The organism is Desulfobacter latus (assembly GCF_013389365.1).
Taxonomy (GTDB): domain Bacteria; phylum Desulfobacterota; class Desulfobacteria; order Desulfobacterales; family Desulfobacteraceae; genus Desulfobacter; species Desulfobacter latus.
In genome coordinates this window covers 1-13,933 of the sequence record NZ_JACADJ010000005.1, presented here as the reverse complement: position 1 = coordinate 13,933, position 13,933 = coordinate 1, and the positions used below count along the sequence as shown (strand labels likewise).

The following is a 13,933-nucleotide window of genomic DNA, read 5'->3' as shown; positions in this document are numbered from 1 at the left end:
AAATCCGGCGAAATCACGGCAATAGGTCATCCTGTCTTACCTTGCTTGGATCTTTAAAAACCGGATCCATCATCATGGAGACAATCGGTCCTGCCGAAATTTGCTGCAAATATGGCAAAATCCGATACGTCAACATCACCGTCGCCGTCAAAGTCGCTGTTGCAAGCCGTATCCCGTTCACAATCGGTCCTGCCGAAATCCGCTGCAAATATAGCAAAATCCGATATGTCAACATCTGTATCGTTGTCTGCATTCCCCATACAGGGTGCCGGTCTGAATTCGTCTGCTCCCATGTCATACCCCGCTTTAAGGGGCCGTGAGTCGCACTCAAAATCTATCTGAACTTCACTTGCATGCAATGCCTTATCAATACCGGGGGAGTTAGGGGTCAGGTGGAAATCCATCTGGTCAGGATTTGCAAATAAGGGGGCATCGCCAATATTTCCCGGACCAGGGAAATGTCCAAAAACAGTGCTGTGACTCACCTCTGTTGCTGAGTCTGCATCATTGTAGATCATGTTGCCGGCCAGGTTCCAGACAATGGAATTTGTAATCCTTATCAAAGACCGGAATCCCGACCACAATTCATGCCCCTCTTCTGCCAGGTTGTCCGTCAAGGTGTTATGAAGCAGAAATGGGGTTGCATCATACCCGATCCAGACCCCTCCCCCCCGGACGGCTGCATTGCCGGCAATCATGCAGTTGACAATAAGAGATTCGGTCCGGTCCAGGGCAATCCCCCCGCCGTTCTGGCCGGCCGAATTGCCAAAAATCTTGTTGCGCCGGATGTCCGGGGATGCGTTATAACCGAAAATGCCGCCGCCCCAGCGTCCGGCATGGTTACCTGAAATAAGGTTGTCGATAATCTGCGCATCGACATATAAAAAGCAGCAGATTCCCCCGCCGTAGTCATCACAGGTGTTGTCTTGGATAGTATTATGGGCGATGACGGGCGCTGCTTTGAAAAAAGAGAAGATTCCCCCACCGTGTTCATCGGCAGTGTTGTGGGTGATGACGTTTCCGGAAATTTCAGGCGAGGCATATTCGTAACAGCAGATGCCGCCGCCGTAATGCAGTGCTGTATTCTTTGATAGGATATTGTCCAATATACGGGGAGAGGCTGTGCCGGCACAAAATATCCCGCCGCCAAAAGCCCCCCAGTATCCTCTGCCGTTGGTGATGGTGAATCCCTGGATCACCGAATCCCTTGTTTCGTTGTCTTGAAACGTTACCACAGGTCCGTTTTTCCCGCCGTCAATGACAGTGATGTCGGCCCCTTTTGTGGATTCGAGGGTGATCGCCTTTCCGGAAAACACAATGGTTTCATAATAGGTGCCGGGATAAACCTGGATGGTGTCACCGTCCCGGGCGGCATCAATAGCCCCTTGAATCGTGCTGTAGGGGGTTCCGGAAGGGGAAACAGAAAGGGTGACACCGGCCTGTGCCTTCGGGATGCCAGGCACCCCGGCCGAAAAGAGGCAGAATATCGCAATCCTTGCCAGAAAAAAATGTAGGGGAATCGTTTTCATGAAGCATTCCAGTAAATGGTAAAGATCCGGGTACAGCCTTGGTCGTGTTTGTCTGGCCGAAAAAAACAGGGGGCCGGATCTTCCGACCCCCCTCCGGCCGAATAAGTGGTAATGCACATGACCGCTTCAAGCTATTGCCGGGCGGTCTTTCATGCATTTTCGCTAACTGTGCAGTTTCCTTTTAACACCTGCCAATCCCAGCAGGCCCGATCCCAACAGCAGCAATGCACCCGGAACAGGGGTCTGGTTGATACGGCCCAGAAGTACCCCGCCGGAAATATCTGCGTCTAATACTGTACCATCGAATAGGCCCCAGTCATCAAATCCAGCGCCATGATCTGAATCGTAAAGCCAGAGTTCAGTGATACCGGTAGGGGCGATGCAGTGGAATTCGATAGTGCCGACCAAAATATCATCTCCGTAAATCCCGTCCTGAGCTGGCATGGCTTGACCCAACATGAAAATATGACCTGGGGTTGAGAAATCGGTGCTGCCAAATATTTTGGGCATTTTCAATTCTGTTCCCGGAGTAATTTCAACGGCACTGGGATCATAAACGATATCAATACCCATGCCTGCCAAGCCGAGAATATTGGTAACGATTGGGCCGTTGGCTTCGGCTGGAATGCCGGATACATACAGGTCGATAAAGACAAATTCTGAAGGCTGTAATTCCCAGTAATCCTCGTATACACCGTCCTGGCCGAAATCAAGGTCAAATGTCAGGGCTGCAGAAGCCATACCTGCCCACCCGAATACCATAATCAGTAAAAAACACACAAATACACTCTTTTTCATTGTCGATTCTCCTTTTGATGTTAGGTTGATTTCTAAAAATTATCGTTCCTGTTACGTCTCACGCCCACAAGTCCCGGAATCCGGTACTCAGGATCAAAAAAGTCGTGGGTATGGGAGTCTGGTTAAGCCTGAAAGCCATATCCACATCGGCCAGGATATCATTGGACACAGGATTACCGGGAAAGATCCGACCGGCATTTGCGCCCCAGTGATCATGAGATTCCTGTCATCCCCACTGGACTGTTGCGCAATTGTAATTGACTGCCTGGATTGCAATCCAGTATTCCCCTTCCGGAAGTCCGCCAAACGGTTGGTCAAACATAATGTTGATTTCTATTCATATAGCCCTCCTTTTAGCTTTTTAAAACTTAAATGTATCATAAAAACAATATGTTGCATTTTTAGATTTCTATTCTGAATACCAAATATTTACCTAAAGTAACCGCTATATTGTCCCCTCCCCAAAAAAGGGTTTCCTGCCAGTATCAACAACATTGTAAACAGCGATAGATTTTGTAATGCCCCCCTTCTGAAAGGGTAAACAGATGTATTTTTTTGGCCCAAAAGCTTTTATTGGCGGGAATCAATTTGAGAAGAGAATGAAAGAATTATAGAATATCAGGTAGCACAAGCACATTTATTGAGAAGAGAATGAGAGAATTATAGAATATCAGGTGACACAAGCACATTTCCCACAATAAAAAATAAAGCAAAAAATATACCACAAAACCATGAATTCCATTAGGGTAATCGCATGAAAAATTGGCATGATTTTTAATTTTTATAAATTCAGATAGTTAAAAAAATAAAACTTTTAAAGAGAACACAAGAACTAAAATAACGCTTTATAACCTATTGAATTTATTAAAACCGAAATTTCATGCGACTGTCCTGTGAATTCCCTGAACCAGTAAAGAAGGGTTTTAAGCGCTATTAGGTAAAAAAAATCATAACAATATTTACATAAAAATAATACATTTTTTTCATAACAGTATGGATCACAAATATGGTCATTGAGTTTGGCGGGCTTGTGGTGGATGCCATGGACATGGAGCAGCGCATGACCCTGTCCAATATGGCCGTTGAGGCCGGTACCACCTCGGGCATCTGCCTGCCGGACAAGACCACGGTGGATTATCTGTGGGCCTTTATCAAAGATGAAAAATTTTTCATACCGGCCAAGTCGACTGATATCAAAGGGTAAAAAAATTCATGCCTCAGCCCTCAGCACTGCAATAAATAAGTAAGGTGCCCTCCGGGATTCCCGAATCACGCCTAACCCGGCGTTTTCATCGCCGCACATCCTGTGATCTTATACAGGGTAACCCGATTTCTTCCGTTCTTTTTAGAATGGTAGAGGGCAAGATCTGCCTCGTGAATCATCTGGGATGCGTTCTTAATGTCCGGCCGGAACTGGACAACGCCAAGGCTGATGGTGACTTTAATTTCTTTGTCTTTGTACTGGGTGGTCATGGATTCAATGGTCGCCCTCAGCCGCTGGGCCATCATTGATGCGCTTTTCAGGTTTGTCTCCGGCAGAAGAATCAAGAACTCCTCTCCGCCATATCGGCCGATGATATCCGACTGGCGCAGGTGCTTTTTCATGGTTTCTGCGATCTTCTTCAGCACCTCGTCACCGGCAAGGTGCCCATATTGATCATTTACGCCCTTAAAATCATCAATGTCAAAAAACAAAACCGAGAAAATATTACCGTACCGTTTGGCTTTATTGAACTCCTGTTGAATCTGAGTCTCAATATACATCTTGTTGTAAAGAGAGGTAAGATTGTCATGGTTGGTTATCTGTTCAAGGGTTTTGTTGATATCTGAAATTTCGGAAAGTTTCATCTGGGAGATCACCACATCGGTCATGTTGTGGATGGTGATGCAGACGTAGATATCTCCGGTGAGGGGATCACTCACCGGAATAAAGGTGCAGTCCTGGTGCATAAAATCAACACCGTTCCCCTTGATCATGCTGCTGTGGCTGAAACGGAACAGGTAGGGCTTCTGGGTCCATGATACAAACGAGTAGTTTTTGATCAGCCGGACACTTTTCAGTTTTAACTCCATCCACTGTTTAGGCAGATAGGTAAATACGTCAAACAGATTCTTTCCAAGCAGATCTGAAGAATGGATACCGCTGTGCTTTGCCATGAATTTGTTCCAGAACACCACCCGGTTATCTTTATCCAGCACCGTCATTCCGATATTAACGTGATCAATAATATCGTACAGCATATCCAGATTATCAATCATCTTATTCATATTCCGCCAACAGTTTGTCAAGGGCTTGAGCTACTGCATTTATGGCCTCCTGGGAAATAAAAATCAAAAGATCACTTTTAAAGGATCTCTCCTTTAGCTTAAAAGTTATTTTTGAAAGCAGGGTGTAATCCCATTTAAGATTTCTTCTTTTAAAAATATCGTAGGCAATATTCCCAAGCCGGCTGTTTTCCGAAAGAAGCTCAGGAGAAGAAAATGTCATGGCCTGGTTGAACAGCTGCGTAGAAATATTATTAAGGCAGGCACCCACCATGAGGTTTGTCAGTTCCAGCATAAAATCAATCTCTTCAACAGCATCCATTTTATCAGAAAGCCCAAGAATCTCATAGAACTGCTGGCGGGTTTCATTGTCAAACAGCACAATGGCTTCCCCCTCAATAAAAGCAGTATTGTAAAAGGTCTGACGGAAAAGGTTTACCTGCTCTTTTTCAGAAAAGACACTCTCCTGAAGTATCTTGTCCGCAACATGTTCCGCTTCCACCACAAGAATTTCAGGAACGGATAGATCAACAAAGGATTTGAGAATGATGGCAAGATCGTGGCCGGCCTGGCCCATTGCAATATTGACAATTTCCTGGAGCATTTCATATTGATCTTCAGTCAACTGCACCTGTTTCATAAAATGCGGCAAGGAAACCCCTGAGTCTTTAGCTCAGGGGAGGAATTGCCGCCCTCCTTAATAATTAAGATATTAGCCCAGGCACCGGACCTTAGCACGTCGTATTGTAGGAATAGCCGTCAGATGCGTGAAGCAGCCTGCAATATTTCCAGCTAATGCCCTGTACTGTTTTGTCCACTGTTTTAATGTTAAACGAACCGCTTTTTCTGACAGCGACACGTCCGATGTACGTTCCAACCTTTTTGCCGGAAGTGACAACCGCCTTGACGATATCGCCCGTCTGAAACCCTTTGACTTTTTTCTCAGTTGACTTTGCTGTTGTCCGGGGGAATCCGAACTTGTTTACCCTGCACATCTGTCTTGAGCCATGACCGTCTGCCTTTACAATCAACACGGCCTTATCGATCTGAAACATCTTTTCCGGTGTGCTTTTCCCAACACAGGCGGCATCGAGCCAATGCGTTTTGTGAAGTCCCCTGGTCGTCCGGTTGAATTTTGTCAGACCGCCGGAGCCTGTTTCAACCGGCAGTCCGGTTTTTTTCAAGGTACGGAACAAGTCCCATCGGGTCGTGTTGACGGCACCCGCATCCTTGAGCGGCACTTTGGATTGCTTTTGAATTCGTTTCAACAGTCGCGGTTTCCTTGAAAGGAAGTGTTCTAGGGGCTTGTTCCCCTTCTTCCTGTTGCACGCCGTACAGGCCAGTGTCAGATTGCTGACTCTGTTGGAACCGCCTTTCGATTTCGGCACGATATGTTCAATCTCCAATGGGATATCTGTTTTTCCGCAATAGGCACACGTTCTGTCCCATTTTTCCAGAAGGTATTCCCGTACCTCATAACCCATGAGTTCCCCCTGCTGATACGCGACACCGGATATTTCGGGATTCTGTATTTTCTGCATGTCAAACCGAACCAATTCCATTGAAATTGCCTGAATATTGCAAAACCGGCACAACCGGTTGACCCAGGTTTCGATATTGTGAATCCGGCTTTTTAATGAAGGCGGCAGCCATCCTTCCGCCCTGGTCCGGTTATCAAAACGCGGTTTTCGGTATCGCGTTTTCCGGTTTCTCCGGGATCTTCTGATGGCTCGTCTTGATTCCAGATTATTTTTGATCTGCTGGCCTCGATGTCTCAGTTCCATGGCAAAAACAATCTCTCCGGTATCGTCGTTAATCACGGCAATTCCGGTGTCTCTACTGCCCGGATCAATCTTGATCCGCAACGGGTTTGATGCCACGTCCAAAACGGTCTCTTTCAAAATGATTGTGAAGGGGAACTGTCTGAAAACTGCGGCTTTCCCTTCTGTCAAAAGCAGTCTTGCTTTTGCCGGATGTACCGGATTCTGCGGCTTTTTGTTTGTATCCAGAACAAATACGTTCAATTTTAAAATCCTCTTGTTTCCAAGGTAATGTTTGCCTCGTCAATGTTATGATCGGGTTTGGCGCAAGCAGCATCGGCTTAACCCCTTAAACCTGTTTAACCACTTACCGTAGAACCTGGAGCTGGCGAGCACCCCAGGGTACCTATTTCCGATCTAACGTAGTACTCGAAGCACTTAGACTGGTCAACTTTGGGGCTTTTTCAAGCCCCTCGGTCTTTAGCCGAGGGGTAGTTGACAATATACCTATGCTTGTTAAAATATCCTGAAGGGGTTTCATGTTCAACGGGCGTTCTTTTTTTATGTAAGCAAGAGCCCCAAGTTTTTTAACAATTTTTTCCGCCTCTGGTTGAATGTCCGCCGTCAGCACAATAATATTTGTCCGAATGCCTTTCTCCTTCAACGCCTCAAGCACTTCATACCCATTTTTTTCCGGCATGGTCAGATCCAGCAACACCAAGTCAAAGGAGGTGGTAAAAAGATGTTCAAGGGCTTCTTTACCATTGGCCGCCTCTGTCAAGTTCAGGGTTTTATCGGCTAAAATGTTGGAAAGCTCCTTTGCTATTCCTTTACGGATAAATTTGGAATCGTCAACCAGCAAAATGGAGAACCCCATAGTATCGTTTCCTTTAAAGAGTGAATAACAAAAATGTCAAATTTTTTTAGCATTTCAAAGTGGACCCTGTCAAATAACATTTCTGTATTCCGGATATTTGCCATAAGCACTTTTTACATCTAAACCATCTTTATGTTGTGGCTAAATGGCACAATATACACGATATGTGCTATCCGGATTCCTTATGGCAAATATCCCGTGAGACGGGAAGCGGAAATTTCAATGACCGCCTTGTATTTTTAATATCAAGGTGCGGTTGGCGGCATCTGCCACCTTTTGTCGGGCCTCAACCAGTTCCGGATAGGTCTGGGGCATGACCACCCCCATATTCAGCGTGATCTTCTGCTCAAGGGTCATGACCCGGCCCTTGACTTCCCGGGTCATGGAGACCTGACCCAGGCCGGGTACTTTTATGACCTGTTTCTCAGCCGGCATCACCTGGGTAAAGTCCAGGTCAGCGGAACGATGCAGACGGATTCTGGTTGTCAGGTTGCTGGATTTGTTTCTGAATAGCGGACTTGACCGGTCATCCCGTTCAGCACCGGCAAAGCCGTGAATCACAAAGGGGAGATCCAGAATCACAAATTCGTCCTGCCGGGCCGCAAAATCATCCACCTCAACAGCAAATCGTTCAACACCCGGATAGACGTCAAAATCAGTTACATAACTGCCTGCGGGGCGGGCCCCCATGCGAAAGTCGGAGACCAATTCCTCGTGGTAGCGCCGGCGTTCTTCCGGTGTCTGTTCACTGAATCGTTTGTTCAACAGGGCATAGGCCGTTCCCCGGTAACGGCGCTCAATGTCCAGCCGCACCTTGCCCGTTGCATTGATATCCATCCGTACACAGGTTTCCCGGCCATTGGCATACGCCGGCGATAACCCATGGATCAATATTTCCCGGCCCTCTTTGAGTGCCAGGCCGGGGTGACCGTCATAACCGGTTGTGCCCAGGGCCGCATATTGGTCCGTGTCTCCCAGGTAGATCCAGCCTTCCGGGATCTTCACCCGTACCAGCAGATCAACATAGAGCTGCCGGCTGGGTGATTCGGCAAAAGGGGCATTCAGAGCGCCTGCCGCCGGCAGGCTTGAGGGCAGCACAAATTCCGGACTGAATCCTGCCGCCTTCAGCAGGCTGAACAGCAGTACAGTCCGGTCGCAGGAATTTCCGTAACCGTTTTCAAGGGTTGCTGTGGCCTGGGAGATGCGGGGCATATCGAATATGCCGGTATCAATACGGTTGATATTCAAAGAGATGTGGTCACGAATGGCGCGGATGCGTTCTTTGGTGTCCGTGATATCCTTGACCAAGTCACGGGCCAGGGCGGACAGGGGCTGATCCGGTTCGGCGGCCTTAACCAGGGCCTGGTCCAGCTGCCGGGCAAATTGTTCCAGGTTTCCGGTGGAGGCATGTACCACCGGATGACGGCTGAATCCCGGCACCATATTGGTTTCATTGCGTTGTGCCGGTATATCTGTGCCGTGAAATGTGTATTCCCGGGCACCGTCCCGGCGGGTCTTAACCTCAGATGTGATCATGGACCCGGGATCAATTTTATTGATATGGAGTGCCATACCGGCAGGCATCACAACCTGAACCTGTTTGTCAAGTATGGGGATATCCCTGCTGAAAACACCGTCGGCAAAAAGATAAAAACGGCGTTGGTGGGTCTTTTGCCCCCGTCGGTGGTCAACAATCGCGTTTTCGTTGATACTGAAAAAGGGGCGCCCGGTCTTTTTCTTGCGTACCGTCAAGTCAATCACACTGCCTTCGCTGATACCCGGCAGGCTGATGACCATAATTTTGGACGCAGGATAGCGCGGGGCCATACCGGCCCAGGGGGCATCCATCAGGTTTATTTCTTTTTTTGAAGCCTCCTGGGTCCGGCCATCAGGGGCGGTTACCGCAGCCCGTTCAACCTCAACTGCATCCCATGCCGGATTATAGGCGATGTGTATATCCCCGAATCGTTTGCGGCCGTTATAGTTGAGCACCTTGAGTTTGAGGGTTTTGATTTCGGTCCAGTCCCCGGCCGATGTCACCTCAAAGCGGTTGATATCCTCAAGGATGACCGCGTCGCTTTTGCTTGTGAGGTCCTTCTCCCCGGGGGTGATCACGGTTTTGCGGACCCTGGCCGCGGCAACGGCAGCCAGGGTTTCCTGCAGCACGGCATATTCCTTTGGCTGGAACTCCGTCACATCAAGTGTAAACCGTCCCTGGCTGATCAAGCGTCCGTCGGCGAGAGACGTCGTTTGCTGCCAGGCATGGGTATCATGGCTGACCTTACAGGGATCGGGCAGGCTGATGTTTTTTTGCAGCCTGTCCGGCAGATCTATTTCCAGTCGTTCATCGACCCCGCAGGTATGCCCGGTCACCAGGGGATACTTGCGTTCTTTAAGCCCCATATCCCCCAAAATATAATTGAGCATGCCCAGGCTCTTGCCCATCTGAAGACCGGGCAGTACGGTCATATCACCTGCCTCAAGCGCATAATCCCTGATGTTAACGGAAAGACGGACCTTGAGCGGGGTGGACGTGTCCTGCATATTGTCCGGATAGACGGCCAATGCCTCCAGAACAGCTGTGGGCGCACTTTGTTTAATAATTTTTTCAAAAAATCCGCGCAGCTTATGTGCATCCAGACGGGCAAAAAATCCCCGGTAGGCATTATCGTTGACGCCTTCAAATCTCAGGGTGGTATCCACCAGCAGGTTATTTTTATCAAAACGGCCATAGGACCGGATCCGCATCATGTTGATTTCGGCCGGTTCCACCCGACTTGTGCGCAGAGTATCGCCCTGGGGCAGGGCCACCAGATAACTTTGGTCATTGAGATAGGCCGGCAGCAGTTCCTTGGTGTTCTCATCGGTTGAATCCATGAGTACATACTCCCCTTCATTGAGCCGCACCGCGGTGATGGCGTGGTTGAAGTACGGCTGGGGCACTTCTTCATCTTTGCGGGGCCCGTTCATCATGAGTACCGGATAGGCATCCAACCCTGCCAGCCGCAGCATGGCTGCCAGCAATGCGGCCTTGTCCCGGCAGACACCTGCCCGGCTGTTGAAGGTCAGGCTGACGGGATGGGGCTCATACCCGGGTGCCTCCTTTTCAACCGTAATGCCCAGGTAGCGGATTTCCTGGGATACCCAGCGGAATATGTGTTGTATTTTTTCCATGGGGTCATCAATACCCTCGGTAATCTCCCTGACCTTGGCTGCCATCTCAGGCGTGTCATCCTCAATGGCCGGCTTGCTCAGCTGCCAGTACCACCGGGACAGCGCCTGCCAGTCTGTGAGCGTGCTGATCAGCAATCGCTGTACCTGGGTATGAAGGGGCGGCATATCCGGTTCCCTGAAGGCCCTGGGAACGTTTCGGGCTGTCCACCGGTAGATGATTTCATTGTTGATTTTATCCTGGTCGAAACGGATAGATCCTTTTATCTCGGATTTGACGGCAATGCTTTTCAGGGGCAGGTTCCTGGGTGCCGCCAATATATATTCAGCCCTGATAATGGGGTGTTCACCCTCAAAGGTTACAAAATCACTGAAGGTGCCGGGCACCCTGACCTTGGCAAAGCGGTCGTACATGATAAAGTGTACGATATCGCCAATCTGCACGTCGGGCAGGGTCACGCTCAGGATGCGGCTGTTCGGATTGTAAATATTGGTGGCCATCTGGGACTGCTCAACCGTTACCCGGGAGTTGTGCGTCAGGTCAACGGCAATGCGCTGTCCGCCCGGGCGGATGACTTCAACGACTTTGAACTCGGTTTCATTATAGGGGATGGTAAAGGAGGAGGAAACACTTCGGAACTGCCGGCGCCCTTTTTCAGTTAAAATTTTGGCGTATATTTCATAATACTCCTCATACCGGCCGTCGGCCTGATAGCGAACAAAGGTTTTGCGGACCAGATCTACCACATCGCCATTGGGAAAACGTTGGACATCGGCTTCGGCAGCCAATGCCATGACCTGTCCATAGTTGACAGGGGCCCACTCCGATTTTAATTGTGTTGCCACCAGCACACGGGGAAGTACCAGGAGTACCAGAATCAGAATAACCGCACAATATTTTTTCAATCTCATTTTTCCACCTTAATAATTGGTAAAAATTGGGGTCAGAGTAAAATTAAATTTCTGGCTTCCGCCACCCAACCAGCCTTCCTCTTTTCTTTTCCTTCTTGAGTGAATTTAACGCTTAATTTTACTCTGACCCCAGTCATCACGCCAGTCATCACGGAGGCCTCACCCCGATGAAGGCCTGAACGGTACCCGGGCCGAATGGCTTGGGTAAATGGTTGTGGTGAGTAAGTAGAAGGATTTTATGGGAATAATGCGGCAGTGGCCGAAATTTCCATAGCATGACTCTACACAAAACCCGGTAAATCGGTGGGATAACCTACAGCCGATTTTGTTAACACCAGCCGAACCGCCTTGGTACGAGATCCGTATGCCGGGTGGTGTGGGAGGGCTCCTCAGTAATGGGGAGTCCTATCCCTATTCTCCTAATTATGATGACCAAGTCAACGATGGCCTACGATTTGATTGAACACAATCTCGTAAATAGAGATTAATTAAATTTTGATAAGGAACGCCTGTTTCTTCCGCCAGTTCTTTAAAATATTCAATGATATCGACGCTCATCCGAATGGTAACCTGTTTTTTCAAGTGTTTCGCATAAGGATTTTTACGCCCTTTCATGTTTTCAAAATCATATTCTTTCCTCATGATGTCACCTATAGTACGCTTTTTGTTCTTTTTTAGTTGCTTTCCTGGCTGAAATAATACGTATTGTGGATTCACTACCCCGATAACAATGGCATACAACCAGAATTTTAAGGCTTTGGCTAAAACCTAAAAGCAAATATCTTTCTTCATCAAGGGAATGATCAGGGTCGTCAAATTCAATTGCATTATCATCAAAGAAAACCGTTTGGGCTTCTTCAAAAGAGACCCCGTGTTTCTTTAAATTGATTTTGTTTTTTGTGTCATCCCATTCAAAAATCAATTTGTTCATATTTACACTGTAAATATATCATAATGATGTGTCAAGGGCATTTGTTTTAAAGGAAAAAAAAACGGGGAGCTGAGGGGCCGGGCTTTAAACCCAAAAAGCTCCGATGAAAGTTAAAACTTTCTTGAACCATATACCTCCCAAAACGCCGCGCAGGTAGCCCGGTCCCTTCAAGCGTTTTGTTGTGCAATATTTCCCTTTTGGTATTACAACAATAGTCTATCCTATTAAACCTAATAATACTAGCATGAATATAAAAAGAGAAAAAAGTGAAAACAATATAAAGCCTGCATATACAATTCCATTTGAATCCATATTGTCAGGCGGTTCAACAATTGAATGTTCACACTTATTGCATACAAATTTACCAGTAGGATGTAGATATCCTTCCTTTTTTTGAAAGTATTTTTTGCAATAATAACATTCCTTTACTTCTCTTTTATCTTGAAAAGCCTCATTTCTATTTTTAACTTGAAAAGTTTTTAGGATATTGTGAACATGTTTTGGCAAACTTTCTGCGTGGGTGGGGTTTGGTTGTTCAGCAGCAAGACGTAGCTTTCTTTTTTGTTCAACTTGGTCTTTAATATATTGTTCGTTTAATTCCTTTGATCTATAGAACGAGGCACCGGATGAGTTTGACTTTACTTCTTTTACAGCATTTTTTTGTCGCGGTTGATCAATTTTCTCGCAGACTTTGATAATGACTTGCCGTGCCTTGAATATCGGGACTTTAAAAAATTCCCGGTAATTATTTACCCGGTACGTTGAGAGTTGGGAGTGTATCTGTCGCTCCGCCAAAGCACAGTCAGATACTTTTATTGAAAATTCAACAGAAAATTTACCTGGGACAGCGGTATTTTTATTGTATAGTTCAAAAGCCCTTGTACTTGGAGAACGTGAGGTCATGCCAATCTTGTAATAATCTTCTTGATAGGCATCGTTTGAAAGTATGTAAACGTATCCCGGTTTACTCATAATTAAATACCCTCGGTTCGATAGTTTTTTATTAAATAAATTCAATTACTTATTAATTTTGGTGTAAATTTTGAAAACAAATGCCAGATTCAGATCAAGTCTATTTAGTATCTGCTGATTTTCTATTTTATCGGCTTTAAAGCACCTATTGAATGCTATCCTATTCTGTTGTACAAAAGCTTGAATAAAACGCCCTTATGCTTATAAACTATAAATAGAGGATTGAAAATGATCGAAAAAAAAACACTGAAGCTTTTAGTGAAGAGTGGGTAAAAAATAACATTAATGATCCGACCAATGAATTGGTTATTTTACGCCAAATTATCCCCTGGCAAAGAATCATCGACAAACTGGCTTGCTATTATGATGACAGCAAGGGACGTATAGGCACCCCGATCCGGACAATAGTAGGGATTTTTATTGTTTTAAAACTCCGGTCGCTCAGTGATCGGACGGTCGTTAATCAGGTTAAAGAAAACCGGTATATTCAATACTTTTGCAATGTCCCAGATGAAGATTTGTCTACTTTCATGCATCCCAGCAACCTGAGCAAATTGCGAAAACGCTTTGGTATAAAAGGGATTGAAGCCATAGAGGCCGTCATTTTCGATCTGCTAAGGGTTACAAAAGTTATTGATAAGAGTACTATGCTGATTGATTCCACTGTACTACCCAACAATATTTCTTATCCAACAGATATCGGGTTGATTTTCAAGGC

12 protein-coding genes are annotated in these 13,933 nt (G+C 46.7%); 2 read left to right on the top strand and 10 right to left on the bottom strand.

The genetic code is table 11. The features are described from left to right. Positions 1–53: 53 nt before the first annotated feature. Positions 54–1,529 carry a right-handed parallel beta-helix repeat-containing protein gene (locus tag HXW94_RS02260; RefSeq protein ID WP_178365279.1) on the bottom strand — a complete coding sequence of 492 codons (1,476 nt, stop codon included), beginning with the start codon at positions 1,527–1,529 and terminating at the stop codon, positions 54–56. A gap of 162 nt (positions 1,530–1,691) precedes the next feature. Further along, the gene (locus HXW94_RS02255) at positions 1,692–2,327 is read right to left on the bottom strand and encodes a hypothetical protein (RefSeq protein ID WP_178365278.1); all 636 of its coding nucleotides are present in this window, start codon (positions 2,325–2,327) and stop codon (positions 1,692–1,694) included. Positions 2,328–3,333: 1,006 nt separating this feature from the next. Here HXW94_RS02255 and HXW94_RS02250 point away from each other — a divergent pair. Continuing rightward, positions 3,334–3,531, top strand: coding sequence for an aconitase family protein (locus tag HXW94_RS02250; RefSeq protein ID WP_281357788.1), 198 nt, complete (start codon positions 3,334–3,336; stop codon positions 3,529–3,531). A gap of 71 nt (positions 3,532–3,602) precedes the next feature. Here HXW94_RS02250 and HXW94_RS02245 read toward each other — a convergent pair whose 3' ends face one another. The 8 genes from HXW94_RS02245 to HXW94_RS02210 all read right to left on the bottom strand — a co-directional run bounded on the left by HXW94_RS02245 (position 3,603) and on the right by HXW94_RS02210 (position 13,215). Continuing rightward, positions 3,603–4,595 (bottom strand): diguanylate cyclase, encoded by a 993-nt coding sequence (locus HXW94_RS02245; RefSeq protein WP_178365277.1) that lies wholly within the window; start codon positions 4,593–4,595, stop codon positions 3,603–3,605. Beyond that, positions 4,588–5,244, bottom strand: a complete 657-nt coding sequence (locus HXW94_RS02240; protein WP_178365276.1) for a hypothetical protein — start codon at positions 5,242–5,244, stop codon at positions 4,588–4,590. The genes HXW94_RS02245 and HXW94_RS02240 overlap by 8 nt, the downstream gene beginning before the upstream one ends. A gap of 79 nt (positions 5,245–5,323) precedes the next feature. Next, entirely contained in the window at positions 5,324–6,616 is a 1,293-nt protein-coding gene (gene iscB / locus HXW94_RS02235) for an RNA-guided endonuclease IscB (RefSeq protein ID WP_178365275.1), read from the bottom strand. A 142-nt stretch (positions 6,617–6,758) separates the two neighbouring features. Continuing rightward, a complete protein-coding gene (locus tag HXW94_RS02230) occupies positions 6,759–7,229 on the bottom strand; it encodes a response regulator (protein WP_178365274.1) in 471 nt (156 codons plus the stop codon). A gap of 219 nt (positions 7,230–7,448) precedes the next feature. Next, positions 7,449–11,312, bottom strand: a complete 3,864-nt coding sequence (locus HXW94_RS02225; RefSeq protein ID WP_178365273.1) for a DUF3857 domain-containing protein — start codon at positions 11,310–11,312, stop codon at positions 7,449–7,451. 423 nt (positions 11,313–11,735) lie between these two features. Next, a complete protein-coding gene (locus HXW94_RS02220; RefSeq protein WP_178365272.1) occupies positions 11,736–11,954 on the bottom strand; it encodes a CopG family antitoxin in 219 nt (72 codons plus the stop codon). 4 nt (positions 11,955–11,958) lie between these two features. Next, a complete protein-coding gene (locus tag HXW94_RS02215) occupies positions 11,959–12,243 on the bottom strand; it encodes a BrnT family toxin (protein ID WP_178365271.1) in 285 nt (94 codons plus the stop codon). 216 nt (positions 12,244–12,459) lie between these two features. Continuing rightward, on the bottom strand, positions 12,460–13,215 hold the full coding sequence (locus HXW94_RS02210) for a GIY-YIG nuclease family protein (protein WP_178365270.1): 756 nt from the start codon (positions 13,213–13,215) through the stop codon (positions 12,460–12,462). 302 nt (positions 13,216–13,517) lie between these two features. Here HXW94_RS02210 and HXW94_RS02205 point away from each other — a divergent pair. After that, the coding region (locus HXW94_RS02205; protein WP_178365269.1) for a transposase at positions 13,518–13,933 on the top strand (416 nt) is incomplete at its 3' end.